This is a genomic window from Tepidicaulis marinus (genome assembly GCF_000739695.1).
GTDB lineage: Bacteria > Pseudomonadota > Alphaproteobacteria > Parvibaculales > Parvibaculaceae > Tepidicaulis > Tepidicaulis marinus.
Map to the genome: position 1 here is coordinate 219,035 of NZ_BBIO01000002.1, position 24,072 is coordinate 243,106.

Below are 24,072 nucleotides of genomic sequence, written 5' to 3' on the forward strand. Positions count from 1 at the left end.
CAAAACCGGCCCTGTGAGCCAATCTCGTGAGCGAGCCGTTTGAGCCAGCCTTGGGGGGAGAGGAAACATGAAACGCGTGAAGAAAGCGGCCAAATGGACCGGCATCGTGTTTGCGGGCGCGTTTGCCCTCATCGCCCTTCTCCTGCTCGACCGGTTTTCCGCCGCCCGCCATGCCGCCCCGCAAATTCAAGGTGAAAAAGAAATAGCATCTCCCCTTGGCAGCGGCGTGACATTGAGTGCGCCCGTCACAATCCTGCGGGATAAAAACGCCGTCCCGCATATCGAAGCGCAAAGCGAAAAAGATGCGCTCTTTGCCCTGGGTTATGCCCACGGCCAGGACCGGCTCTGGCAGATGGAGCTGCTGCGCCGGGTGGGCACCGGACGGCTTGCGGAAGTCTTCGGCCCGCCCGCCCTTTCCATCGACCGGTTTTTCCGCACCCTCGGCTTTGCCCATCTGGCGGACGATACCTACGCCGCCCTGCCCGGCAGGATGAAGGAACTCCTCGATGCCTATGCCGCGGGCGTGAACGCCTCCATGAGCGGGCGGGACAAACCGCTGCCGCTCGAATTCCAGCTGCTCTTTCATGAGCCCGAACCCTGGGAACCGCGCCACTCGCTCGTCATGGTGAAAATGCTGGAGCTCGGCCTTTCGGCCAATGCCTTCGATGAAATTGCCCGCGCGCGGCTCGCCCGCGATTTGCCGCCGACAAGCTTTCAGGAATTTTTCGGCGTCGAAGAAGAACTCGCCCCTTTTCTCGTCGGCGAACTCGGCAAGCTTTTCCAAAAAGCGCCGCTGACCAAGACCGCGCGCGCCTGGCCCGATCTCGGCCCCATCGGCGCCTCCAATAATTGGGTGGTAAACGGAGAGCACACGAAAAGCGGCAAGCCGCTGCTCGCCAATGATCCCCATCTTGGCATGCTCGCCCCCTCGCTCTGGTATCTCGTGCATCTGCAAAACCCGGTGGAGGGTGAGACCCGCAATCTTGTGGGCGCGACGATCCCCGGCATTCCAAGCGTGCTGCTCGGCCGGAACGACCGCATCGCCTGGGGCCTTACGAATACGCGGCCCGACAGCCAGGACCTTTATATCGAGCGGCTCAATCCCGATAACCCGGATGAATATGAAACGCCCGATGGCTTTACCGCCTTTAAGGTGCGCGAGGAACACATCAAGGTACGCTTCGGCTCGGATGAAGTCTTGAGCGTCAGGGCGACGCGGCACGGCCCGGTACTGCCGGAGGAAACCGTGGCAGGCGCGCCCTCGCTCGAAGAAGGTCACGTCCTCGCGCTTTCCTGGCCGGCGCTTGAGCCCGGCGATCTGACGGTCGCGGCAGGATACAAGATGAGCCGGGCGGAAAATTTCACCGGCTTCCTGGAGGCGCTGCGCGATGACTATGTCAGCCCCATGCAGTCCATCGTCTATGGCGATATTGACGGGAATATCGGCTTCATCGCGCCGGCGCATATTCCGCTACGCGGGCCGGCGCACCGCACGAAAGGGCTGATGCCCGCCGAAGGCTGGCTGCGCGACAATGACTGGACGGGCATCATTCCCTTCGACGCGCTGCCGCAGCTTTACAATCCGGCAAGCGGCATCATCGCGAGCGCCAATCACAAGATCGTGGACGACAATTATCCCTATCAGCTCGCGCTCGACTGGAACGCGCCTTACCGCGCCATTCGCATTTATGAACTCCTGGAAGCGGGAGACGATTTCAGCGCGCAGGATTTCGCCGACATGCAGATGGATAATCTCTCGCTTTTTGCCGCCCGCGTGCTGCCGCTTCTTCTGGAACATTTGCCTGAGGCGCAAAAAGAAACGGCGGAAGGCAAACTGCTTGCCGCCTGGAACCATTCCCTCGATGCGGAAAAAGCCGCCCCGCTCATCTATGCCGCCTTTCTGCACGAGCTGCCGAAAACACTCTGGGCGGATGAGCTTGGTGCCTCTTTTGACAGTTACAAAAGCCCGCGTTCGGATTTTCTCTTGAGCATCTTCGAAGGCACACGCCCCAATACCCATTGGTGCGATGACACGCAAACGGAAGAAACGGAAAGCTGCGCCGCCCAAACCGGCAAGGCCTTTGAGGCGGCAATGGCGGGGCTGCGCGAGACATATGGCGAAGACCCTCAAGATTGGACCTGGGGCGCGGCGCATCCCGTGATCAACAACCACATTCCGGGCGGCAGCTTGCCCTTCCTGAAAAACTGGCTGAGCCTTGAAACGCCATCGGCGGGCGGCATACATACGCTGAACCGCGGGCAATATCGAGGCAGCGGCGCGCGGCCCTTCGCCAATATCCATGCGGCAGGTTTCCGCGCCGTCTATGATTTTGCCGATCTCGACAGCTCGCTTTACATGATCTCGACCGGCCAGTCGGGCGATCCTTATTCGCCCTTTTACGGCAATCTTCTGGAAGATTGGGCGGCGGGTCGAACCATCACCATTTCAACGCGCAAGGACGTTTATCGCAAAGGCGCGCTTGGCACGCTCACCCTGCGCCCGGCAGACGGATAAGACGCCTATTCGATCCGGCCTTCCGCCGCGATCCGGCCCGTCTTGCAATTGGGCGAGGAATCGATGGTGCATTTGTCGTAGTAAAGCCGCACCGTACCCGCCTCGTCCTGCGTCATGTGATAGCAGTCTTTGGTGTTGTAGGAGATGACGGGCGATTGATGGCACCACATGTCGCCTTCGATCCACCAGCGCCCTTCCCCGTCGAGGCTGCGCGTCGAAGAGCGCTGCTGGTGGAAAGTCTTGTAGTGGTAATAGACGAGTTCCACTTCCGAGGTGCCGTCCGGCTTCAGCTTGATGATCGTGTTGGTGAGGCGGTTGCCGCCGGGAATATCGAGTCGGCCCATTTCCAGATTGAACGTATGTCCGCTCGACTGCGCGGCGATCTGGATGCCGGTCATTTTCGTCCCCTTTTGATTGAGGATCGTCTGCTCGGCCTCGCCGCTGCTGCCTTGCGTATCGTCTCCGCTTGTACCCTCGGAGCGTCCGGCAACGGCCTGTTTGGCCTCGCCCTCAACGGGCGTCGTCTTTTCCGCCGTCTGGGGGCGTTCGGTCTTGCGCAGCGGAATGACGTCGGGCTTGGGCTTCGGTTTTTCCACGACTTCGGGTTTTTCGGCAGGCTTCGGCGCCGGGTCCACATCGGCATCGGCAAAGACCGGGTCCTGCTGCGCCCCGTCAATATCCGCCGCCGCATCCACGTCCTGGCCCGGCCCGGCCGCAAGCTGAAAGAACAGCTTGTCGCCGCCGCCCGGCCCCGGCGCGCCGAAAATACCGCCCGCCAGCATGAAGAGGATAAAGGCCAGCACATGCACCAGCGCGGAGCCGATAAGAAACCGCTTTATATTCGGCGGTGAGGATGGCGATTGTTCGGCCAAACTCATGTTACTCCTCCCGTTACACCCCCGCCCGCGCCCGGCACCCGGCCCGGGCGGCGCGTTTCTTTTATTCCTTTGCTTGCTGCGTGATCAGCATGACCTCCTTCACGCCGATATTGCGCAGGCCCTCCATGAGCTGAATGAGATCATGGGCATCCGCCGCCTGATCCGCCTTCACCGTCACGGCCTCCACCGCGAGCTTGGAGAAGCGGTTGCGCAGCATGTAGGGCGCCATTTGCGCGTCCATGGTCAGGTCCTGAAAATGCACGAAGCCGTCCGCTTCCACATAAAGGATGAGTTCTTCTTCCTGCTTCTTGTCGTCCACCTGGCCGGTGGGAAGCTCGACATCCACCGTGTCGGTCTTCTTCAGCGTGCCGGTGAGAAGAAAGAAGATCAGCAGCAGAAACACTACATTTATGAGCGGCACCACGCTTTCGATCTGGCGGCGGGGCGGGTTTTCCTCGAACTCGATCATTGCCCGCCCCCCACGCGTGTCGTGGCCACGGTGCGCGCGCCCGCCTGACGGGCCGCCTCCACCGCACTGATGAGCGGCTGCACCTGCACATCCTTCTCCGCCAGGATGGAGACCACCGCCTCCTTGTCCCCGCCGAGCGCCGCCTTGATGGCCGCCGAGAGCTCTTCGACCGGCGCGGCTTCCCCATCGACACGGAACGTACCGCCGGGGGCAACGCGCACCTCCACCACCGTCCAGTCGCTGTCGGTCTCGCTTGCCGCCTTGGGCGGGGTGATGACGCTCAACGTCTGCGTTTGCAGAAAGGTGCTTGCCAGCATGAAGAAGATCAGCAGCAAAAACACCACGTCGATCAGCGGCGTCAAAGAGACGATGCGCCGCTTGACCTCGTAGTGCCCGAAAAGATCGTCGCCGCTTCCATGTTGCATGGCTGGCCTCAGACGAGTTTCAAAATGGCGAGCATGCGGCCCGTCGCGTCACGCAGACGCAAACGCACCTGGTCCACCCGGTTCTCGAAAAGATTGAGCGCCCCGATGGCGGGAATAGCAACGGCCAGACCCACGGCGGTCGTCAGCAGCGCTTCCCAGATGCCGCCGGAAAGAATCGCCGGATCGACCCGGTTGCCCGCCGCTTCAAGCTGCTGGAACGCCTCGATCATGCCGATCACCGTGCCGAGCAAGCCGAGCAAGGGCGAAATATTGCCGATCACTTCCAGCCAGCGGAAATAGCCTTGCAGGGCGCCCAGCTCATTGCCGCCGACACGGGCCATCTCTTCGGCAGGCTGCATGCCATTGCGCTTCGCCTCGACACCGGCCAGAAGCACGCGGGCGATGGGCGAGCGGTGCTTGCGCAAAATGTCTGCCGCCTCATCGAGCTTGCCGGCCGAGGCTTTGTCCAGCGCCGGTTCCAAGAACGCTTTGCGCGACAGGCCTGCACGCCAAAACTGCACCACCTTGAGCAGAATGACCGCCAGGGAGAAAACCGAAAGAATGATCAGGATAACGACGATGGGGCCGCCCTTATCGACCAGCGGCACCAGATCGAGCAGCCCACCCCCATCGGCGGGAATGGATGCGGCGGCATCGCCCGCCGCCTGCGCCGCGCCTTCCGCGGCCTCTGCCGCCCCCTCGACGGCGCCTTCGGCCGCATTTACAGCTTCTTCAGCGTTTTCAGCGCTCGCTTCGGCGCCCGAACTCGTGACGTCGTCCACACTTTCCCCCTATGCTTGTTCTTCGCATTATGCGGTGGTAGAACCCACTTAGTAAATTAAATTTACGAAATCATGGAATGATCGGCAGGTCAACGGTCATACCTGACTATTACAGAATAACAGCAATCGCGGCGCGAAACTCATGCCCCAGAACCTGCCAGCCGATAAAAATAAAGTCAGCGCCGCGGGGCGAGCCGCGGCCGGGCCGGACGAGATTCCGAAGCCGCCCGCAGGCGAGACGGAGCTGGGGCCGGGCTATTTTCTGCAATTGCTGGAAGGTATAGGCACCTCGCTGGAACAGGCCTATGACAGCGCCAACCCGCTGCCACGCGGCCACCAGCGCCTGATCCGCCAATTGCTGCTCAAGGACGGCCAGACCCAGACGGAACTCGCTACGGCTATGCACATCCACAAAGTGTCCGTCGGGCTCTACATCAACGATCTGGTGGAAATGGGTCTGGTGGAACGCCGCCGCCACCCCAAGGACGGGCGCGCCTATTGCATCCATCTGACCGAATATCTGCACCGTTTCCGCCCGGAAGGCGAACGGGTCTTCGCCGAAATCCACGCCCATGCCATCAAGGGCCTGCCAACCGAGGAATACCGGATGTTGCTGCAGGCCATGGAGAAGATCTATCTCAACCTGCAGGGCCTGGCGCGGGCCCCTGACAAGGTAAAGCCGATTACGTCCCCAGCGCCTGATAGCCGCCCCGGTGATAAACCAGCGGGCGCCCCTCCTGTTCGGAAGAAAACGCCTTAACCCGGCCAATCAGGATGATGTGGTCGCCCGCATCATGCCTTGCATAAATATCGCATTCGAACACCGCCAGCGCCGCCTCGATGCGCGGACAGCCATTCTCCCCTTCCCGCGTGGCAACCGCCTCAAGCGAGTGATCGCCGCTCTTGGCCAGTTCGTTGGAAATGTGTTTTTGATCCTCGCTGAGAATGTTCACGGTGAAGGCATCGCACGTCTCGAAAATGGAAAGCGTGTCCGAGCCTTTGTCGAGGCACCAAAGAACCAGCGGCGGGTCCAGTGAAACCGAGGAAAAGGAATTGACCGTAATTCCAATAGGGGTTTTCCCCGGTACTTTCGTCGTCACAATGGCAACGCCGGTGGCGAACCACCCCAAGGCGTTGCGGAGGGCCCGCGGATCGTGGGTCATTAACGCTGCTCCCAACGGCTGATTTGTGATCAATTCTTAATTAGACCGGTTTTAGGAAGGTTTGCAGGCCGGTGCAATGCCTCAATCATGCCGGGCCTTTTGCGTGCCGGCGGCCTCATCCGGGCAATTTACCTAAACTCGGTATTAACCCGATTTCGCGGACAATGTGCCAAATCGGACTACCTGCGGAGCACCCGCGGGACATCCGCCGTGAGACAGGGGGACCGTCGGGGTCATGAAGTTTATCATCGGCATTGTCATCGTCGTCGTCGCTGTTTTCGGCGGTTATTGGGGCGTCGGCGGCCATTTGGGGGTACTCTGGCAGCCTTACGAATTCGTGATCATTCTGGGCGCGGCCATCGGCGCCTTCGTCATCGGCAACCCGCCTTCCGTGCTCAAGGGCCTGGGCCGGACATTCAAGATCATGCTCAAGGGGCCCCAGTACAAAAAAGACTCCTATCTGGAATTGCTCGGCCTGCAATACACGCTCTTCAAATTGGCCAAAGCCAAAGGCAGCCTGGCGCTGGAAGCGCATGTGGAGAACCCTTCGGAATCGGACATCTTCAACAGGTTCCCGGCCATTGCATCGGATCCGCGCGCGCTAGAATTCATGTGCGATTATTTGCGCCTTGTTACGCTGGGCACGGAAAACTCCCACGAAGTCGAAGCGCTGATGGATGAGGAACTGGAAACCCTCAACCAGGAAGACGAGCAGATGGTCGCCGCCATTCAGTCGCTTGCAGACGGCACGCCTGCCCTCGGTATCGTGGCCGCGGTGCTCGGCGTTATTCACACGATGGGCTCGATCGACCAGCCGCCGGAAATTCTCGGCCACCTCATCGGCGCGGCGCTTGTGGGCACGTTCTTCGGCGTGTTCTGCGCCTACGGCTTCTTCGCGCCCATGGCCATGGCGCTGAAGAATGCCTTTGAATCGGAAAACAAATTCTACCTCTCCATGAAGGCCGGCATTCTGGCGCATTTGCAAGGCTATGCGCCGGCGGTGTCGGTGGAATTTGCGCGTAAAGCCCTGATGAGCGATGTGCGCCCGACCTTTGCGGAAGTCGAAGAATCCACACAGAACAGTGCGCAGGCCGCTTAACACGACCCTTGCGCTCCGGCACACAAGGCACAGACCTGAAACAGTACGGAACGGGCGACCCAGACGGTGAACGAAGCGCAACCCATCATCAAGAAGATCAAGAAGGGCAAGCACCCGCACCATGGCGGCGCGTGGAAAATCGCCTATGCCGACTTCGTGACCGCGATGATGGCATTCTTCCTTCTGCTCTGGCTGATCTCCATGACGACGCCGGAGCAAAAGCAAGGACTGGCCGACTATTTCGCACCGGCAAATGTCAGTCGCTCGACCAGCGGCTCGGGCGGCGTCATGGGCGGCACCGCCTTCGACATCGAAGGCTCGCGCATGGCCGGCACCACCCCGCAAGTGGTGATGAACATTTCCGCTCCGCCCAAACCGAAAAATTCGTATAAGGATGAAAAGGACCGCGCCGAGTCCGCCGAGACGGTGAGTACCGTTCAGGACAAGCAGGGCCAGGAAGGCACGACCCAGGTCTTCGACGAGCAGCGCCAGCTGGCCGCCGCGACCTCGCGCGAGAAAGACGATTTCCGCTCCGCCGCCGAAAGCATCCGCCAGGCGCTGCGCGACATGCCGGATCTCGCCGAGCTTTCCAAGAACATATTGGTGGAAGAAACACCCGAAGGCCTGCAAATCCAGCTCGTCGATCAGGAAGGCCGCTCGATGTTCCCCGCCGGGATCGAGGAACCTTATGAGCGCACCCGGCGCCTCTTGGAAGAAGTTGCCAAGATCGTTCAGAAATTGCCGAACCGCATCGCCATTTCCGGCCACACCGATTCTGCGGCGAGCTATGGCGGCTCGGACAGCCAGAAATGGGATCTGACAGCCGACCGGGCCAATGCCACGCGCCGCATCCTGCAAGGGGCCGGCGTGCCGGACGACCGCATCTACGAAGTGACCGGCAAGGCCGATACGCTGCCGCTCTTCCCCGAGGACCCGAGCTTGCCCGCCAACCGGCGCATTTCCATTCTCCTCAAGCGCGAGGCGCCTGTCGTGCCGCCCGATTTCGGCAACGGACGCGGCTGATCTTCAAGGCCACTTGCTATCGGGCGCCAGTCTTCCTACTTATTTTTGAAGCAGACCGGAAAAGGAGACCCGAATGAGCGCGAGCGGCGACGAAACTTATCCCTCCCCTCATTCCGCCTCCCGCGCCAATGACGGCCAGAATGACGGTCTGGCCGACCCGTTCGACGATAGCGAATTCCGCGGCATTCTCGTTTCACGCTTTTTGGCTGTAATAGCGGACTTCCTCATTCTGACGGTACTGATCGTGTCGGCCTGGCTGCTTTTGGGCGTGCTTGGCTTTTTGACATTCGGCCTTGCATGGCTTGCATTGCAACTCGTCACGCCCGTTGTCTTTTTCGGCTATTTCACGCTGACCCTGGGCGGCGAGCATTCGGCCACACCCGGCATGCGCTTTCAGGGCATTCATGCGGAAACCTGGGACCGGCGCGCGCCCGGCCTCGTGCAAGCCTTCGTTCAGACCGTGCTTTTTTACCTGACCGTGAGCATCCTCACGCCGCTCATTCTTCTCGTGGCGCTCTTCAACCGCCGCCGGCGCTGCCTGCATGATTATCTGTCAGGCATGGTCTATGTGCGCAACCGCGAACTGATATAACCGCCCCTCGCGTCTCGCGCCGCCGTCCCATTTCCACTAGACTCGCCCCGGATCAGCGGGCAAATTGCGCGCCGCTGAAAAATGAGGCCTATGGAAACTCTACTTCCAGATAGCTGGCAGATGTGGGTGACGTTCGCTGCCATCGGCACCGCGGTCGTCTTCTACTCTATGAGCCGTTTTTCCCTGGAGCTGACGTCGCTGTTCGCCGTCGGCTTCCTGATGATTTTCTTTCATCTGTTTCCCTTCGAAAACGCGCAAGGCGAAAACCTGCTCGACAGTTCCGTATTGCTGTCCGGTTTTGCCGCGCCCGCCCTCATTTCGGTTCTGGCATTGCTTGTGGTCGGCCAGGGGCTTTTCCATTCCGGCGCGCTCGACAAACCCACCCGCATCATCGCCTCCGCCGCAGGCAGCCGCCCGCAGCTTGTCGTCATAGCCACGTTGCTGCTGATCGCCTTTGTCAGCGCCTTTTTGAACAACACCCCCGTCGCGGTGATGTTCATTCCCGTACTTGCCACCCTTGCCGCGCGGCTGCGCCACCGGCCAAGCAAGCTGATGATGCCGCTTTCCTTCGTTTGCATTCTAGGCGGCATGACAACGCTGATCGGCTCGTCCACCAACCTGCTGGCCGCCGGCATTGCCAGCCGCACGGGCGTCGGCGAAATCGGTTTTTTCGATTTTACCGGGCTCGGCGTCATGCTGGCAGGTGTCGGCCTCGTCTATGTGCTCTTTGTCGTACCGCGCATCCTGCCCGACCGGGAAGGCCTTGCGGACGAGCTGACGGGGGGCACCGGCAAGCAGTTCATCGCGCAAATTCAGATCACTTACGACCATCCCCTTGTCGGCATGGAATCGGTCGCCGGGCTTTTTCCCCCGCTCAAAGACATGACCGTGCGCATGATCCAGCGGCGCGAACATGCCTTCCTGCCGCCTTTCGAGGATGTGCGGCTGCAGCCGGGCGATACCGTCATCATCGCCGCCACCCGCCAGGCGCTGACCGAAGTGCTCAAATCGCGCAGCGGGCTTTTCGAAAACATGCTGGAGGAAAACCACCAGAACCAGAACTGGGACGGCGAGCGCGGCGAGGAAACGCCGGAACGCCCCACCGGCGATCTGACCATGGTGGAAGTCGTCGTGGCGCCCGGCTCGCGGATGATCGGACGCAATATCGAACAGATCGGCTTTCGCTATGAAACCGCCTGCATCGTGCTCGGCATTCAGCGCCGCAGCCGGATGATCCGCGCGCGCATGAGCGATATCCGCCTGGAAGACGGCGATGTCTTGCTGGTGCTGGGTAAACCGAGCGATGTCGGCGGGCTCAGGCTCAACCGCGACGTTATCCCGCTGGAATGGTCGGCGACCGAACTGCCCGACCCGAGCCGGGCCCGGCGCGCCCGGTATGTTTTCGCAGGCACCGTGCTCGCCGCCGTTTCCGGCATCGTGCCCATCGAGGTGGCGGCGGTTCTGGGCGCGGCAGCCATGATCGCCTTCGACGTCTTGAACATCCGCCAGGCTGCGCGCGCCATCGACCGGCGGATTTTTCTGCTTGTGGGGGCGGCGCTTGCCATGGGCATCGCGCTCGATGTCACGGGGGGCGCGGCCTATCTGGCCGAGGGCGTGGTTAGCCTCTTTGCCGATGCCGGACCGGCGGTCGCGCTTTCCGCCTTTTTCCTCTTCATTGCCATTGCGACAAATATTCTGACCAATAATGCAACGGCCGTGCTCTTCGTGCCCATTGCCGCCAATGCCGCCAGCCAGTTCGGCGTCGATCCCATGATCTTCATTTACATGGTGATCTTCGCCGCCAATTGCTCCTTTGCCACGCCCATGGGCTATCAGACGAACCTCTTGGTCATGGGGCCCGGCCATTACCAGTTTTCCGACTATATGCGCGCCGGCGTGCCGCTGATTCTTCTGCTCTGGATAACCTTCTCTTTGCTCGCGCCCTGGTATTATGGTCTTTAATAGACCTCTGGGAGGCCTTGGCGCGGGGCGCGGCCATGCTGCCTGTCCCGGCCACAAAAGCGGGCAAGCCACGAAAGCGGGCGAGAAAGGGACCACAGCGTATGACGCGGCATGACCAGACGCAGTTTCCGCAGTTCTACATCACGGCCCCCTCGCCCTGCCCTTATCTGAAAGGCCGGTACGAGAAAAAGGTCTTTACCCATCTGGTCGGCGAACAGGCGGGTAGCCTGAACAATATGCTCTCCCAGGCCGGGTTCCGGCGCAGCCAGGGCATTGCCTACCGCCCGGCTTGCGACGGGTGCGATGCCTGCATATCGGTGCGCATCCGTGTGAACGAGTTCTCGCCATCGCGCAACATGCGCCGCATCCTCAATGCCAATCAAAATCTCGTGCGGACGCGCAAACCGGCCCGCGCGACGGAAGAGCAATTTTCGCTGCTGCGCTCTTATTTGGATGCCCGCCATCAGCAAGGCGGCATGGCGGATATGACGGCCCTCGATTTCGTGTCCATGGTCGAGGACACCGCCGTGGACACCAATATCATCGAGTACCGCCCCCGGGCGGCCGATGCCGATAACCGGCTGATCGCAACGGCGCTCACCGACCGTCTCGAAGACGGATTGTCCATGGTCTATTCCTTTTTCGACCCGGACCTGAGCGCCCGGAGCCTTGGGACCTATCTCATTCTCGATCACATAGCGCTCGCCCGGGAGCTGGGCCTGCCTTACGTCTATCTGGGCTACTGGATCGAAGGATCGGCGAAAATGGCCTATAAGGCCCGTTTCAAGCCGCTGGAGGCGCTGACCCGCGAGGGCTGGCGGCTGATGGACTAAACCATTCCCTCTATTCTGCCGCCCCTTGCAGCGCCATTGCACCTTGCGCCGCCCTGCCTATACTGGCCGCAAACCGGCGCTGCGGGGGATTTTAAGCGCGCCGACACAACAAGTCTTCGGGGAGAGCTTGCTCTATGAAACGCCGTTCCTTTCTTGCTGGCGCCGGTCTTATGGCCGCTTCCGCCGCGACGCTGCCTGCGCCGGCCATTGCCGCGAATGTAAAACGCCTGAAAATGGTCACGACCTGGCCGAAAAACTTCCCCGGCATGGGCGTTTCCGCCGAGCGGCTGGCCGCCCGCATCAAGGCCATGACGGACGGCGAGATCGACATCAAGGTCTATGCGGCAACCGAACTCGTGCCCCCGCTGCAGGCCTTCGACACAGTGTCGAGCGGCGGCGCGGAAATCTATCACGGCGCCGAATATTACTGGCAGGGCAAGTCGCCCGCCTTCAACTTCTTCACCACCGTGCCCTTCGGCATGACGGCGAATGAAATCAACGCCTGGATCTATCATGGCGGCGGGCAGGAACTGTGGGACGAGCTTTCGGCCCAGTTCAACATCAAGCCCTTCATGGCCTCCAATACGGGCGTGCAGATGGGCGGCTGGTTCCGCAAGGAAATCAAGACGCTGGAAGACTTCAAAGGCCTGCGCATCCGCATGCCCGGCCTTGGCGGGGAAGTAATGCGCCGGCTGGGCGCTGCCGCCGTGACCATGGCGGGCAACGAGATTTATCAGGCGCTGCAAAACGGCACGATCGAGGCGACCGAATGGGTGGGGCCGTGGAACGACATGGCCTTCGGTTTCCATCAAGTGGCCGAATATTATTACTGGCCGGGTTTCCACGAGCCGGGGCCCGCCCTTGCCGTCGGGTTCAATCTCGATGTCTTCAACGGCCTTACCCCGTCTCAAAAAGCAGCCGTGGAAGCGGCCTGCGCGGCGGAGAACGATTACACGCTCGCCGAGTTCAACTATTACAACGCCAAGGCGCTGCAAACCTTGATCACCGAGCACAAGGTCAAGCTCAGCCGCTTCTCGCCGGAAATTCTGGCCGAGTTCCGCCGCCTCTCCGCAGAGGTCGTGGAAGAAGCCGGCAACACGGATGAGCTGACCAAACGCATCTATGAAAGCTACAAGGCCTCGCTCGCCCTCTCGCGCGAATGGACGAAGATCGCCGATCAGGGCTTCGTGGAAGCCCGCCAGGGTGTCGCTCTCGATTGATAGGAAACTTGCGTGCTGCGTTTAGCCACTCTCATCGACGGCTTTAACGACCGGCTGGGCCGGTTCGTTTCCTGGGCGGCGCTTGCCATGGTGCTGGTGCAGTTCATCGTCGTCATCATGCGTTATGTCTTCGGGCTCGGCTCCGTGTGGATGCAGGAATCGATTATCTATCTGCATGGCCTTCTTTTCATGCTGGCCGCCGGTTATACGCTGCTCATGGACGAGCATGTACGGGTGGATATTTTCTATCGCGAGGCAAGCCCGCGTTACAAAGCCACAGTAAACTTGCTCGGCACGGTGTTTTTTCTCTGGCCCGTCTGCTGGCTGATCTGGGACGCGGCCTGGCCTTACGTGGCGCTTTCCTGGTCCTATTTCGAAGGCTCGCAGGAAACGAGTGGCATTCCCGCCGTTTTTCTTCTCAAATCCGTCATTCTGGCCTTCACCGTGCTCGTTGCGCTGCAAGGCGTGTCCGTCATTTTGCACGCCGTCCGCACCCTGCGCGGCCTTGAAGTGCCGCGCAGCGAGCCCGCGCCGAAACTATAAGGTCAGTCCCCTTCATGAATCTCGCCGACACGCTCGATCTCATCATGTTTGCCGTTGCCTGCGGGGTGCTGCTGACGGGCTATCCCGTCGCCTTCACGCTGGGCGGCGTGGCGCTGGTGTTTGCCGGTATCGGCATCTGGCTGGGCATTTTCGATTCCGGCTACATCTTCGCCTTGCCCCAGCGCATTTTCGGCACGATGACGAACGAGACGCTGATCGCCGTGCCGCTTTTCGTTTTCATGGGCACGATGCTCGAACGTTCGAAAGTCGCCGAAGAACTCCTGGAGAATATGGGCCGTCTCTTCGGCTCCTTGCGCGGCGGGCTCGGCATTTCCGTTTCCATTGTGGGCGCGCTGCTCGCCGCCTCCACCGGCATTGTCGGCGCGACGGTCGTTACCATGGGCCTCCTCTCGCTGCCCACCATGCTGCGCCGGGGCTACAACCCCTCGCTTGCCGCTGGCTCCATCGCCGCTGCCGGAACGCTCGGGCAGATCATTCCGCCTTCCATCGTTCTCGTGCTGCTCGGCGATGTGCTTTCCAACGCCTATCAGAAAGCCCAGCTCGAACAGGGCATCTTCACGCCCGAGACCATGTCCGTCGGCGATCTTTTCGCGGGCGCCCTCATTCCGGGCCTCATGCTGGTCGGCCTTTACATCGCCTATCAGGCCTTCCGCGCGCTCATAGACCCTGCCTCCTCACCCGCCGTGCCCCATGAAGGCGAGGAAGAAGATACCGCCGCGCTGATCTTCAAGACGTTGCGCGCGCTCTTTGCGCCCGTCGCCCTCATTATTGCGGTGCTGGGCTCGATCCTTGCCGGGATCGCCACGCCCACCGAGGCTGCCGCCGTCGGCGCCATCGGCGCGGTGCTGCTGGCCGGGTACCGCCAGCAGGGGGCGTCACGGCCCGTTGTCATTGCCGCATTATCGCTGATCGGTGTGTTGCTGCTTACCGCCTTTGTCGATCTACGCGTCGCGCGCAATGAAATCAGCACCGGAGAATATGCGGCCATCACCCTCGCCTTTCTTCTCTGCGCTGCCATGGCCTGGGGCATCACCATCAGTCTTATCCGGCTTTACCGCAACGATGTGCTCCCCAGCGTCATGCAATCGACGGCGCGCATCAGTTCCATGGTCTTCGTCATTCTGATCGGCGCGGCGCTCTTCTCGCTCGTCTTCCGGGGGCTCGGCGGGGACGAGACCGTTCAGTCCTTCCTCAGTTTCGATGACGCAAGCCTGATGGGCCGGCTCTTCGGCGACATGGCGCCCATCATCGCCGTCATGGCCGTGATGTTCATTCTCGGTTTCTTTCTCGATTTCATCGAGATCACCTTCGTCGTGGTGCCGATCGTCGCGCCCATTCTGCTCGCCATGGGCTTCGACCCCGTCTGGCTCGGCGTGATGATGGCGATCAACCTGCAGACCTCGTTCCTCACCCCGCCCTTCGGCTTCGCGCTCTTTTATTTGCGCGGGGTGGCACCCGACAGCATGCGCACGGCGCAGATTTACCGGGGGGTCATTCCCTTCGTCTTGATCCAGATCGGCGCCTTGATCATCATTTCGCTTTACCCGCAGCTTGCGACCTGGCTGCCAACGATCGTTTTCGGTTAGGAGAAGAGCCATGGCTTTGCCCGATTGGCTGAAACCAGGCCGCGGCCTGCCCGCGGCGGTGCGCACCTCGCTCATCACCATCGCCGCCGTTTTGGCGCTCGGCTATTTTTTGCAATTTGCAGGGCTCTATGAAGCCGAAGACAAGCTCACCGCGACGCTTGAAGCCGGCAGCCTGCAAGACGGCATCGTGCCGCTGACCGTGACGCTGCGCCTCAACAATCACGATGAGGAAGGCGTGCTCTACGAAGCGGAGAACCCGTGCAATGTATTCCGCTGGATATTGCTCGATCCGGAGCGGGCCTTCGTGCAGTCGGAGGCGGAGGAAAACTGCCCGGATGTGCATATGGAGCAGTACATCAAGCCCAAGCATTATCTCGAACAGAGCTATACGCTGGAGATCGATGCGCGCCGTCTGAAAACCGGCGAAAGCTATGTGCTGCAAATGCGTTTCTGGGGCGAGGAGATACGCAAGGACGTGCCGCCGCTGCTTCCCTGATCCAGCCTTGAGACGCCTAGATTTTCGGCCCGAACGTTTCCCCATGCGGGAAGCCTTTAGGCGGCAGGCGCCCGGCCTGTGCCCGCGCGCCGAGCCAGTCTTTCAGCCTATCGAAGTGCCGGTTGCGCCCGCCGCGGTCGACGACGGTGAGGCCTTCTTTCAGCGTAAAGCACTTCACGTCTTTCAGCACACCGTCGCGGTATTTTTGAAGGCGCACGCCCTTGCCGCGCGTCATTTCGGGCACCTCGGAAAGCGGGAAGAGCAGCAGCTTGCGGTTCTCGCCGATCACCGCCACCGTGTCGCCTTCCACGGGCGCAAGCGCGCAGGCTTCCACATCGCCCGAGACGTTGAGCACGACCTTGCCCGGCCGGCGCAGCGCCACGACTTCGGCCTCCGGCACGATGAAACCGTGCCCGGAGCTTGAGGCGACGAGCAGTTTGCGCTCGGGATCGTGGACGAAGAAGGCCACAACGTCGTGCCCGTCATCGAGATCGATGAAGAAACGGACCGGCTGGCCATTGCCGCGCCCGCCCGGCAGCTTGTCCGCCTGGATCGTATAAAAGCGGCCGTCGGTGGCGAAAAGAATGAGTTTGTCCGTCGTCTGCGCATGGAAGACGAAGCGCTCCTTGTCGCCTTCCTTGTATTTCAGATCGCCCGTGTTTTCCGCATGGCCCTTGAGCGAACGCACCCAGCCCTTGGCCGAGCAGATGACGGTGATAGGTTCGCGTTCGACCATGGCCTCGAGCGGCACATCTTCGAGCGCAGGCGCGTCGCCGAATGTGGTGCGCCGGCGCCCGAGCGGCGTCTTCGGCCCGAATTCCTTCTTCACCTCGCGCAATTCGCCGTCGATCTGCTTCCACTGCGCCTCGTCGGATTTGAGGAGCGCGCGCAGGCGCTTGGCTTCGGCTTTGAGCGCCTTGTGCTCTTTTTTCAGCTCCATCTCTTCAAGCCTGCGCAAGGAGCGCAAACGCATGTTGAGAATGGCCTCGGCCTGCGTATCGCTGAGCTCGAAGGCGCGGATCAATTCTTTCTTCGGCTCGTCTTCCTCGCGGATGATGCGGATCACTTCATCGAGGTTGAGGAAGGCGATGATATAGCCGTCGAGAATTTCAACCCGCCGCTCGACCTTATCGAGCTGGAACCGGCTGCGCCGCACCAGCACTTCCTTGCGGTGCGCAAGCCAGGCGCTGAGCACATCGCGCAGGCTCATGACCTTGGGCACCTGCCCGCCGTCGAGCACATTCATGTTGAGCGAGATGCGGCTTTCCAGCTCCGTCGTCTTGAAGAGCGATTCCATCAGATGGAGCGGGTCGACATTGCGCGATTTCGGTTCCAGCACGACGCGGATGTCTTCGGCGGATTCATCGCGCACATCTTCCAGAAGCGGCAATTTCTTGGCCATCAAAAGCTCGGCGATCCGCTCGATGAGCTTGGCCTTTTGCACCTGGTAAGGAATTTCCGTAACGACGATCTGCCAGCCGCCGCGCGGCAAGTCCTCCAGCTCCCAGCGTGCGCGCACCCGGAACCCGCCGCGCCCCGTCGCATAGGCCTCGGCCACGCTCTCCTTGCTCTCGATCATGATGCCGCCGGTCGGAAAATCCGGGCCGGGCACGAGATCGGCGAGTTTGGCCGCCGAGGCATTGGGGAATTTGATGAGATGCAGCGCCGCGTCGCACAGCTCGGCCACATTATGGGGGGGAATGTTCGTTGCCATGCCCACGGCAATGCCCGAGGAACCGTTCGCCAGCAGGTTCGGGAAATTGGCGGGCAGAACGATGGGCTCTTTTTCTTCCCCATCGTAAGTCGCGCGGAAGTCGATCGTGTCTTCGTCGATCCCTTCCAAAAGCAGCTCGGCAACCCGCGTCAACCGCGCCTCGGTGTACCGCATGGCAGCGGCATTATCGCCGTCGATATTGCCGAAATTGCCCTGCCCGTCGACCAGCGGGTAGCGCACGGCAAAATCCTGCGCGAGGCGCACCAGCGCGTCATAGACGGCGCTGTCCCCATGGGGGTGGTATTTACCGATAACATCGCCCACCACGCGGGCCGACTTCTTGAAGCCGGAATTGGGATCGAGCTTGAGCTGGCGCATCGCGTAGAGCAGCCGCCGGTGCACGGGTTTCAGCCCGTCGCGCACATCCGGCAGCGCCCGGTGCATGATGGTGGAGAGCGCATAGGCAAGATAGCGCTCTTCCAGCGCCTCACGCAGGCGGATCTCTTCGGCGGGCGATTCGGGCGGTACGGTTACTTTCGTCATGGCGCGACTATATCATGAGGACTGGCCGGCACAGGACGCGCAGGCGCGGGATACTTGATAGACGATTCTCCCCTGAAATACAGGGGCCCGATATCACTCAGGCAGGCCCCCCAGGACCGGGCCGACCGCCGCCTGCGACCGCCTGGCGCCGCTCGAAAAGCTCCACCAGCCGCCGGCGGGCATCCGGCAAGGTGCGCTCCTGAGGCGCAAAAAGGTAGCGGTCCATAAAATGCGCGGTCAGTTTCAGCCCGTCCGCCACATCCTGCATCGAGGCGCCGCCCGCCTGCGCGCCCATCAGGAAGCCCGGCAGCGCCAGAAGCTTGCCCTTGTAAGGCAGCCCCGCCCCGCGGCTGACCGCCCGCCCGCTTTTGGGCGAAACGAAAACCAGATCCTCGCGCTCCCCCGTCGCCGCGCAGCGGCTGAGATCGAGCCCGTAGCCAAGTTCCTGCAAAAGCCCGAGCTCCCAGCGCACGAGCACGGCAGGCCAGATGTCGGCGTCGTCCATGCTTTCCAGCAGGATTTCGAGCGCCTCATAAAGCGGGGTATGAGCCTCACGCTCGGGCAGCGCACCGGCCACCGCGCAAACGGATAAAAGCCCGCTGAGCGCCATGGGCTCTTCCATGAGCATACCTGCCCGCGATTTGACGAGATCGGCGGTGAAAGTGCCCAGATGCTCCTGCAGCCGCGCCCGCCAGGTCAGGGTGAGCGAATTGCCGGGCTGCAGCACCGGCTTCATCCGCCGCGACGCGCCGCCGCGCACCAGCCCCATATGGCGGCCGTGCTCGGCGGTCAGCACCTCCAGAATGGCGGAGGTTTCGCCATGCGGGCGCACGGAAAGGACGATGCCCTGGTCGCGCCACTCCACGCTGCTCACCTCCTGATTTACCTAGTTGGCCGCAGGGTCCAGCCTGCCGCCGCTCCGACCTACCAGATAATGTGAAACAGGCTTTCAGGTCAAAATGCTGCAAAAACACCCGTCAAACATGCACGGAAAAGGTTCCTGATCCTCAAAACCCGGCTCTGTGCAGATTCATCACAGCGATCAGCAATTTTGCCACATACTAGATCCTGTGGCGCTTTTCAAAAGCGCAAAAGGCCCGCCACATCAAATAGTTAACACGCCTATTGCATGGAAGCTTTGAGCTCATTCCTTCGGGAAATCGAGCCCCATCTGCGAATAGCGTTCCGGGTCGTCACCCCACTTTTCGCGCACCTTGACGAAGATGAAAAGATGCACGCGCCGCTCCAGCATCTCTTCCAGTTCCTTACGCGCCTGGGCACCGATGGATTTCAGCGTCGCGCCCTGTTTGCCGATCAGGATCTTCTTATGCGCCTCGCGCTGCACATAGATCACCTGCTCGATGCGCGCCGAGCCGTCCTTCAACTCCTTCCAGCTTTCCGTCTCCACGGTGAGCTGATAGGGCAACTCCTGATGGAGGCGTAAAAAGAGCTTCTCGCGCGTCACTTCCGCCGCCAGATTGCGCATCGGCGCATCGGCAATCTGGTCTTCCGGGTAAAGCCAGGGGCCGGGCGGCACATGGGCGGCGAGATAAGCGCGCAGATCCGCCACCCCGTCGCCTTTTTCCGCCGAGATCATGAAGGTTTCCGCGAACGGCACTTTGGCGTTGATATCGGCGGCCAGCACCAGAAGCTCTTCGCGGCGGATGAGGTCGATCTTGTTGAGCGCCAGCAAAAGCGGGCGGCGCACATCCTGAAGGCCCTTTAAAATGGCCTCTACCTCTTCTGTCAGCCCGCGCTGGGCATCGACCAGCAACACCACGAGATCGGCATCCTCCGCCCCGCCCCAGGCAGCCTGCACCATGGCCCGGTCGAGGCGGCGGCGCGGGCGGAAAATACCGGGCGTGTCGACGAAGACGAGCTGGCTCTGCCCCTCGATCGCAATGCCGCGCAGGCGCGAGCGCGTGGTCTGCACTTTATGGGTGACGATGGCGACTTTCGAGCCGACCATCTGATTGAGCAGCGTGGACTTGCCCGCATTGGGCGCGCCGATCAGCGCCACGAAACCGGCCCGCTGGCCGTCTGCGCTCTTCAAGATCCCGCCGGTGGGCGCCTCACTCATATCCTTCAACCTTTTCACGCTTGAGCAGCTTTTCCGCCGCCATCTGTTCCGCCGCCCGTTTGGAAGAGCCGAGCCCCTTGGCAGGTTTATGCCCTTCGACGCTCACTTCCACCTCGAATGTCGGGGCATGATCCGGCCCCTTGCGCCCGGCCAGGCTGTAACGCGGCAGGCCGAAGCCGCCCGCCTGCGCCCATTCCTGCAGCACGGTTTTGGAATCGCGCGGCGGGCGCAGATCGAGCTGCAGACGCGGGCGCCAATGCCGTTCGATAAAGGCCTCGGCCGCCTCAAGCCCGCCATCGAGATAAAGCGCGCCGATCACCGCTTCGCAAACATCAGCGAGGATCGTCGCATGGCGCCGCCCGCCGGCCCGCGCCTCGCCCGCGCTCATGGCGATATATTTGCCAAAGCCTGCTTCCTGCGCCACCGCCTCGCAGGTTTCCGCCCGCACAAGCGCGTTGAGCCGCACGGCCAGATCCCCTTCCCGCTCGCCCGGAAAGGTCTCGATCAGCATCCGCGCGATCACAAGCCCAAGCACCCGGTCGCCCAGAAACTCAAGCCGCTCATAACTGCCATGGGGCCCTTCCGGCACGCTGCTCATATGGGTCAGCGCTTCGCTCAAAAGCGACGGGTTCTGAAAGCTGTGGCCCAGAACGGCGCTCAGCGGATGGGAAGAAGGCGTATCGCTGGTATCGGTGTCGTTGCGCGGCTTGCGCGGCATCTGTCAGTCAACCTCATGGAAAAGGCGGTTCCAGCGCGTGGCCGAAAACCAGTTCCAAATTTCCCAAATACGAGCGCTGCCATCGGTGGAGAAGAAAATCACTTCCGCCCGGCCGACGAGATTCTCAAACGGCACATAGCCCACTTCGCTGGGCACGCGGCTGTCGTTCGAATTGTCCCTGTTGTCGCCCATCATGAAGTAATGGCCCTCGGGGACTTTATAAACGCCGGTATTGTCGAGATAGCCATTGGCATCAGTGTCGAGTGTCGTGTAGCTGACGCCGTTCGGCAGCGTCTCGCGGTATTGCGGATAGCGGCGCAAATCGCCCGAGGGCGCTTTCTCGATGAAATCTTCCAGCCGCTCGCGCTTCACCGGCTTGCCGTTGATATGCAGGATGCCCCGGCGGACCTGAATTTCATCGCCGGGCAGCCCGATCAGGCGCTTGATGAAATCGGTTTGATTGTCGGTCGGTTTTTTGAAGACGATCACATCGCCCCGCTCCGGCTGGCTGGCGAGCACCCGCCCGTCGAAAATCGGCAGCGAGAACGGGAAGGAATGCTTGGAATAGCCGTAAGAGAATTTGGAGACGAAAAGATAATCCCCGATCAGGAGCGTCGGGATCATCGAGCCAGAGGGGATGTTGAACGGCTGGAAGAGAAAGGCGCGGATGATCAGCGCGATCACCACCGCGTAGGTCACCGTGCGCGCGGTATCGACCCACTCGCTCTCCCGGAAATTCTTTACCTTGTCTGTCATCGACATTGCCTACCGGCTCCCCCGCAAATCACCGCCCGGCGCCCGCGCGCCAAAGCGGCGCGACCATAGCATACCAGACCGGCAAGCCTAATCCTTTCCTGAGGCGGATGGACGCAGGGATCAGTCCTTAGGGACGGGCAAAGCTTCAATGATCACAAAGGCTTGGGCGAGCGGATCATCATCGGTGATGGTGAGGTGGATATGGGCGGCCATGCCCGCCGGGGTCATCGCCTCCAGCCGTTTCAGCGCGCCGCCCGTCAGCTTCATGGTGGGCTGGCCGGTGGCAAGGTTCACCACCCCCATATCCTTCCAGAAAACGCTCTGGCGGATGCCGGTGCCGAGCGCTTTGGAACAAGCTTCCTTGGCGGCAAAGCGCTTGGCGTAAGAGGCGGCGCGGTTGCGGCGGCGATCGGACTTCTTGCGTTCGATATCGGTGAAAACGCGGGTGGTGAACCGCTCGCCGTGGCGCTCCAATACCTTGGCCACCCGGCGGATGTCGATCAGGTCATTGCCCATGCCGATAATCATGAAACCTCCCGGCCCGCTTCTGCCTGCCCGCGCGCGGCCTCCATGCGGCGGCGCATTTCGCAGATAGCCGCTTCAAGGCCGATAAAAATCGCCTCGCCCACCAGAAAATGCCCGATATTCAGCTCCCGCACTTCCGCGATTGCAGCAACGGGGGCCACCGTGTCGAACGTAATGCCGTGACCGGCATGAACCTCAAGCCCCATGGAGGCGCCAAGAGAGGCGGCGCGCTGCAGGCGGGCAAGCTCACGCGCGGCTTCTTCCGTTTTTCCATCGGCAAAGGCATCGCAATAAGCGCCGGTGTGAAGTTCGACGACCGGCGCGCCGAGCCGCACCGCCGCTTCAAGCTGCGCCTCGCTTGCCTCGATGAAAAGAGAAACCCGCGAGCCTGCATCGGAAAGGCGGGCGACGAAAGGCGCCAGATGATTGTGCGCGCCAGCGGCATCAAGCCCGCCTTCGGTGGTGCGCTCCTCGCGCTTTTCCGGCACGAGGCAGCAAGCATGGGGCTTATGGCGCAGCGCGATTTGCAGCATTTCCTCGGTTGCCGCCATTTCAAGATTGAGCGGCAGGCCGATCTCAGCCGAAAGCCGCTCGATATCCTCATCGGAAATATGCCGGCGGTCCTCGCGCAGATGGGCGGTAATGCCGTCCGCCCCGGCCTTTTGCGCCAGATGCGCGGCACGCAGCGGTTCAGGATGACGCCCGCCCCGCGCGTTCCGGATCGTGGCCACATGGTCGATATTGACCCCAAGGCGCAAATTCTTGCCGCTGCCAGTCATCCTGCTCCTCGCGTATTCGGCTTATTCGGCCTCACTGGTTTATTCGGGAAGGGCCTGCCCTTGCCTTTCGGACATTTTGGCATTCCTGTGCCGTGCCCGCTGCGCCAGGGTCTCGCGGCGCTTCTTCTGATAGGCTTCCACCGCCGGTTTCGAGACGAAATAGATCGCGACGGCGGCCGGTACACCCAGAAGCACGCTGCCCAGCGACATCGGGCCGATTATCGGCAGCACCTTATCGAGAGCCTGGTTGAAGAACAGGTCCGATGACAGCGCAGTTGGATGCATATTGGCTGGCTTATCGTAGGACAACAGCCAGCGCCCCAGATCGTAAGTGCCGATCCAGATGAAGGGGAAGGTGATGGGATTGCCGACGAATGTACCGAAGGCGGAGGCGATCAGATTGCCCCGGAAAATCCAAGCCACCATGAAGCCGAGCATGAAGTGAAAGCCGACAAAGGGCGTGAAGGAGGCAAAGGCGCCCGCCGCCACACCGATGGCGATGGCATGGGGAGAGCCCGACAGCCGCCAGACCCGCCGCCAGCCATATTGAAAGGCGCGCCGCCATCCGCTGCGCGGCCAAAACCATTCGCGCAAGCGCTCGATCGGATGCAATTCTTTGCGGCGGCGGAACATCGGTCTGCGGTTCTTCCCATGGCGCCGGGCTTTTCGCCCGTTTCTGCCAATATGGCACTCAAATACTAACGCTCTATGCGCTATTTCGTCCGGCTGCCCGGCTTTACCGCAGGTATCTGCGCCAAATCGGGCGGCAATTTGTCCGCCTCGTAAGCGGGAATTTTCAATTTTGCGAGGGAGACGAGTTTCGTCCCGATCTTGGCCTTGCCGCCGGAGCGGTCGATAAGGCAGGCCCCGCCCACGACCCGGCCGCCATTTTCCCGAATGGCGGCAATGGCTTCGCGCGAGGAAAGGCCGGTGGTCACGATATCCTCGACCATCAGGCAGCGCGCGCCTTTGGGGATGGCAAAGCCCCGGCGAAGCTCGAAGCTCCCTGTCGGGCGCTCCAGAAACATCGAGGGCACGCCGAGCTGACGGCCCATTTCGTAGCCCACAATCACCCCGCCCATGGCCGGGGAGACGACGAAATCGATTTCCTTGTCGATTTCCTCGCGCACCTTGCCCGCCAGCGCCTTGCACAGCTTGGCCGCGCGCTTGGCGTCCATCAGCGCGCGGGCGCATTGAAGATAACGGGCGCTGTGGAGCCCCGAAGAGAGAATGAAATGACCGTTGAGGAGCGCGCCTGCCTTCTCGAACTCCTTGAGCACCTGAGCTTCGTTCATGTCCTCTCTCTCCTGACGCCTCGTGTTTCCGGCGGGCCGATTTGCGGACCGGATT

The 24,072-nt window shown here is 61.4% G+C and carries 25 protein-coding genes; 11 read left to right on the forward strand and 14 right to left on the reverse strand.

Annotation, left to right across the window (positions count from 1 at the left end; translation table 11 throughout):
• The first annotated feature begins 67 nt into the window (after positions 1 to 67).
• Positions 68 to 2,515 carry a penicillin acylase family protein gene (locus M2A_RS03175; protein ID WP_045442815.1) on the forward strand — a complete coding sequence of 816 codons (2,448 nt, stop codon included), beginning with the start codon at positions 68 to 70 and terminating at the stop codon, positions 2,513 to 2,515.
• Between the two features lie 5 nt (positions 2,516 to 2,520).
• Here the strand turns inward: M2A_RS03175 and M2A_RS03180 are convergent, their stop codons facing one another.
• From M2A_RS03180 to M2A_RS03195, 4 genes are all read right to left on the reverse strand, one after another.
• Complete coding sequence (locus tag M2A_RS03180; RefSeq protein ID WP_045442816.1) at positions 2,521 to 3,393, reverse strand: hypothetical protein; 873 nt, start codon at positions 3,391 to 3,393, stop codon at positions 2,521 to 2,523.
• 61 nt (positions 3,394 to 3,454) lie between these two features.
• A complete protein-coding gene (locus M2A_RS03185) occupies positions 3,455 to 3,862 on the reverse strand; it encodes an ExbD/TolR family protein (protein ID WP_045442818.1) in 408 nt (135 codons plus the stop codon).
• Positions 3,859 to 4,287, reverse strand: coding sequence for an ExbD/TolR family protein (locus M2A_RS03190; RefSeq protein WP_045442820.1), 429 nt, complete (start codon positions 4,285 to 4,287; stop codon positions 3,859 to 3,861). Before M2A_RS03190 ends, M2A_RS03185 begins: the two co-directional genes overlap by 4 nt.
• Before the next feature lie 8 nt (positions 4,288 to 4,295).
• Positions 4,296 to 5,069: a MotA/TolQ/ExbB proton channel family protein gene (locus tag M2A_RS03195; RefSeq protein ID WP_052379161.1), complete on the reverse strand. Its 774-nt coding sequence runs from the start codon at positions 5,067 to 5,069 to the stop codon at positions 4,296 to 4,298.
• A 142-nt stretch (positions 5,070 to 5,211) separates the two neighbouring features.
• Here M2A_RS03195 and M2A_RS17705 point away from each other — a divergent pair, with 142 nt between their 5' ends.
• Entirely contained in the window at positions 5,212 to 5,829 is a 618-nt protein-coding gene (locus M2A_RS17705; RefSeq protein WP_081875351.1) for a MarR family winged helix-turn-helix transcriptional regulator, read from the forward strand.
• Here the strand turns inward: M2A_RS17705 and M2A_RS03205 are convergent.
• Positions 5,753 to 6,232, reverse strand: a complete 480-nt coding sequence (locus M2A_RS03205) for a flavin reductase family protein (RefSeq protein WP_045442824.1) — start codon at positions 6,230 to 6,232, stop codon at positions 5,753 to 5,755. The two genes, M2A_RS17705 and M2A_RS03205, sit on opposite strands and share 77 nt — an antisense overlap.
• Before the next feature lie 235 nt (positions 6,233 to 6,467).
• On the opposite strand from M2A_RS03205, the gene motA reads away from it, so the two are divergent.
• The 9 genes from motA to M2A_RS03250 all read left to right on the forward strand — a co-directional run bounded on the left by motA (position 6,468) and on the right by M2A_RS03250 (position 15,607).
• Positions 6,468 to 7,331 carry a flagellar motor stator protein MotA gene (motA, locus tag M2A_RS03210; RefSeq protein ID WP_045442826.1) on the forward strand — a complete coding sequence of 288 codons (864 nt, stop codon included), beginning with the start codon at positions 6,468 to 6,470 and terminating at the stop codon, positions 7,329 to 7,331.
• Positions 7,332 to 7,397: 66 nt separating this feature from the next.
• On the forward strand, positions 7,398 to 8,354 hold the full coding sequence (locus M2A_RS03215) for a flagellar motor protein MotB (RefSeq protein WP_045442828.1): 957 nt from the start codon (positions 7,398 to 7,400) through the stop codon (positions 8,352 to 8,354).
• A gap of 73 nt (positions 8,355 to 8,427) precedes the next feature.
• Complete coding sequence (locus M2A_RS03220; RefSeq protein ID WP_052379162.1) at positions 8,428 to 8,946, forward strand: RDD family protein; 519 nt, start codon at positions 8,428 to 8,430, stop codon at positions 8,944 to 8,946.
• Between the two features lie 90 nt (positions 8,947 to 9,036).
• Positions 9,037 to 10,908 (forward strand): SLC13 family permease, encoded by a 1,872-nt coding sequence (locus M2A_RS03225; RefSeq protein WP_045442830.1) that lies wholly within the window; start codon positions 9,037 to 9,039, stop codon positions 10,906 to 10,908.
• A 101-nt stretch (positions 10,909 to 11,009) separates the two neighbouring features.
• The gene (locus tag M2A_RS03230; protein ID WP_045442832.1) at positions 11,010 to 11,741 is read left to right on the forward strand and encodes an arginyltransferase; all 732 of its coding nucleotides are present in this window, start codon (positions 11,010 to 11,012) and stop codon (positions 11,739 to 11,741) included.
• 134 nt (positions 11,742 to 11,875) lie between these two features.
• Positions 11,876 to 12,961: a TRAP transporter substrate-binding protein gene (locus M2A_RS03235; protein WP_045442834.1), complete on the forward strand. Its 1,086-nt coding sequence runs from the start codon at positions 11,876 to 11,878 to the stop codon at positions 12,959 to 12,961.
• Positions 12,962 to 12,973: 12 nt separating this feature from the next.
• Positions 12,974 to 13,504: a TRAP transporter small permease subunit gene (locus M2A_RS03240; RefSeq protein WP_045442836.1), complete on the forward strand. Its 531-nt coding sequence runs from the start codon at positions 12,974 to 12,976 to the stop codon at positions 13,502 to 13,504.
• A gap of 14 nt (positions 13,505 to 13,518) precedes the next feature.
• Positions 13,519 to 15,111, forward strand: coding sequence for a TRAP transporter large permease (locus M2A_RS03245; RefSeq protein WP_045442838.1), 1,593 nt, complete (start codon positions 13,519 to 13,521; stop codon positions 15,109 to 15,111).
• 10 nt (positions 15,112 to 15,121) lie between these two features.
• Positions 15,122 to 15,607 (forward strand): hypothetical protein, encoded by a 486-nt coding sequence (locus tag M2A_RS03250; protein ID WP_045442840.1) that lies wholly within the window; start codon positions 15,122 to 15,124, stop codon positions 15,605 to 15,607.
• A 16-nt stretch (positions 15,608 to 15,623) separates the two neighbouring features.
• On the opposite strand, the gene parC is transcribed toward M2A_RS03250, so the two are convergent.
• The 9 genes from parC to pyrE form a co-directional block, all read right to left on the reverse strand.
• On the reverse strand, positions 15,624 to 17,864 hold the full coding sequence (gene parC / locus M2A_RS03255; protein WP_045442842.1) for a DNA topoisomerase IV subunit A: 2,241 nt from the start codon (positions 17,862 to 17,864) through the stop codon (positions 15,624 to 15,626).
• A gap of 97 nt (positions 17,865 to 17,961) precedes the next feature.
• Positions 17,962 to 18,729 (reverse strand): DNA repair protein RecO, encoded by a 768-nt coding sequence (gene recO / locus M2A_RS03260; protein ID WP_045442843.1) that lies wholly within the window; start codon positions 18,727 to 18,729, stop codon positions 17,962 to 17,964.
• 279 nt (positions 18,730 to 19,008) lie between these two features.
• The gene (era, locus tag M2A_RS03265) at positions 19,009 to 19,944 is read right to left on the reverse strand and encodes a GTPase Era (RefSeq protein WP_045442845.1); all 936 of its coding nucleotides are present in this window, start codon (positions 19,942 to 19,944) and stop codon (positions 19,009 to 19,011) included.
• Entirely contained in the window at positions 19,937 to 20,662 is a 726-nt protein-coding gene (gene rnc, locus M2A_RS03270) for a ribonuclease III (RefSeq protein ID WP_045442848.1), read from the reverse strand. Before rnc ends, era begins: the two co-directional genes overlap by 8 nt.
• A 3-nt stretch (positions 20,663 to 20,665) precedes the next feature.
• Positions 20,666 to 21,424, reverse strand: coding sequence for a signal peptidase I (gene lepB, locus M2A_RS03275; RefSeq protein WP_045442850.1), 759 nt, complete (start codon positions 21,422 to 21,424; stop codon positions 20,666 to 20,668).
• A gap of 114 nt (positions 21,425 to 21,538) precedes the next feature.
• The gene (gene acpS / locus M2A_RS03280; RefSeq protein WP_045442851.1) at positions 21,539 to 21,946 is read right to left on the reverse strand and encodes a holo-ACP synthase; all 408 of its coding nucleotides are present in this window, start codon (positions 21,944 to 21,946) and stop codon (positions 21,539 to 21,541) included.
• Positions 21,943 to 22,722: a pyridoxine 5'-phosphate synthase gene (locus M2A_RS03285; RefSeq protein ID WP_045442853.1), complete on the reverse strand. Its 780-nt coding sequence runs from the start codon at positions 22,720 to 22,722 to the stop codon at positions 21,943 to 21,945. Before M2A_RS03285 ends, acpS begins: the two co-directional genes overlap by 4 nt.
• Before the next feature lie 39 nt (positions 22,723 to 22,761).
• On the reverse strand, positions 22,762 to 23,355 hold the full coding sequence (locus M2A_RS03290; RefSeq protein ID WP_045442855.1) for a DUF2062 domain-containing protein: 594 nt from the start codon (positions 23,353 to 23,355) through the stop codon (positions 22,762 to 22,764).
• An 80-nt stretch (positions 23,356 to 23,435) separates the two neighbouring features.
• Positions 23,436 to 24,017 carry an orotate phosphoribosyltransferase gene (gene pyrE / locus M2A_RS03295; protein ID WP_045442857.1) on the reverse strand — a complete coding sequence of 194 codons (582 nt, stop codon included), beginning with the start codon at positions 24,015 to 24,017 and terminating at the stop codon, positions 23,436 to 23,438.
• Between the last annotated feature and the right edge of the window lie 55 nt (positions 24,018 to 24,072).

What these genes read in the sequence shown, in the direction of transcription:
- lepB (WP_045442850.1), bottom strand. Translation starts at nt 21,424, where the DNA reads ATGTCGATGACAGACAAGGTAAAGAATTTCCGGGAGAGCGAGTGGGTC.
- M2A_RS03190 (WP_045442820.1), bottom strand. Translation starts at nt 4,287, where the DNA reads ATGCAACATGGAAGCGGCGACGATCTTTTCGGGCACTACGAGGTCAAG.
- M2A_RS03175 (WP_045442815.1), top strand. Translation starts at nt 68, where the DNA reads ATGAAACGCGTGAAGAAAGCGGCCAAATGGACCGGCATCGTGTTTGCG.
- parC (WP_045442842.1), bottom strand. Translation starts at nt 17,864, where the DNA reads ATGACGAAAGTAACCGTACCGCCCGAATCGCCCGCCGAAGAGATCCGC.
- M2A_RS03220 (WP_052379162.1), top strand. Translation starts at nt 8,428, where the DNA reads ATGAGCGCGAGCGGCGACGAAACTTATCCCTCCCCTCATTCCGCCTCC.
- M2A_RS03230 (WP_045442832.1), top strand. Translation starts at nt 11,010, where the DNA reads ATGACGCGGCATGACCAGACGCAGTTTCCGCAGTTCTACATCACGGCC.
- rnc (WP_045442848.1), bottom strand. Translation starts at nt 20,662, where the DNA reads ATGCCGCGCAAGCCGCGCAACGACACCGATACCAGCGATACGCCTTCT.
- M2A_RS03245 (WP_045442838.1), top strand. Translation starts at nt 13,519, where the DNA reads ATGAATCTCGCCGACACGCTCGATCTCATCATGTTTGCCGTTGCCTGC.
- M2A_RS03225 (WP_045442830.1), top strand. Translation starts at nt 9,037, where the DNA reads ATGGAAACTCTACTTCCAGATAGCTGGCAGATGTGGGTGACGTTCGCT.
- M2A_RS03235 (WP_045442834.1), top strand. Translation starts at nt 11,876, where the DNA reads ATGAAACGCCGTTCCTTTCTTGCTGGCGCCGGTCTTATGGCCGCTTCC.
- M2A_RS03185 (WP_045442818.1), bottom strand. Translation starts at nt 3,862, where the DNA reads ATGATCGAGTTCGAGGAAAACCCGCCCCGCCGCCAGATCGAAAGCGTG.
- era (WP_045442845.1), bottom strand. Translation starts at nt 19,944, where the DNA reads ATGAGTGAGGCGCCCACCGGCGGGATCTTGAAGAGCGCAGACGGCCAG.
- M2A_RS03250 (WP_045442840.1), top strand. Translation starts at nt 15,122, where the DNA reads ATGGCTTTGCCCGATTGGCTGAAACCAGGCCGCGGCCTGCCCGCGGCG.
- M2A_RS17705 (WP_081875351.1), top strand. Translation starts at nt 5,212, where the DNA reads ATGCCCCAGAACCTGCCAGCCGATAAAAATAAAGTCAGCGCCGCGGGG.
- M2A_RS03285 (WP_045442853.1), bottom strand. Translation starts at nt 22,722, where the DNA reads ATGACTGGCAGCGGCAAGAATTTGCGCCTTGGGGTCAATATCGACCAT.
- M2A_RS03180 (WP_045442816.1), bottom strand. Translation starts at nt 3,393, where the DNA reads ATGAGTTTGGCCGAACAATCGCCATCCTCACCGCCGAATATAAAGCGG.
- pyrE (WP_045442857.1), bottom strand. Translation starts at nt 24,017, where the DNA reads ATGAACGAAGCTCAGGTGCTCAAGGAGTTCGAGAAGGCAGGCGCGCTC.
- M2A_RS03205 (WP_045442824.1), bottom strand. Translation starts at nt 6,232, where the DNA reads ATGACCCACGATCCGCGGGCCCTCCGCAACGCCTTGGGGTGGTTCGCC.
- motA (WP_045442826.1), top strand. Translation starts at nt 6,468, where the DNA reads ATGAAGTTTATCATCGGCATTGTCATCGTCGTCGTCGCTGTTTTCGGC.
- M2A_RS03290 (WP_045442855.1), bottom strand. Translation starts at nt 23,355, where the DNA reads ATGTTCCGCCGCCGCAAAGAATTGCATCCGATCGAGCGCTTGCGCGAA.
- acpS (WP_045442851.1), bottom strand. Translation starts at nt 21,946, where the DNA reads ATGATTATCGGCATGGGCAATGACCTGATCGACATCCGCCGGGTGGCC.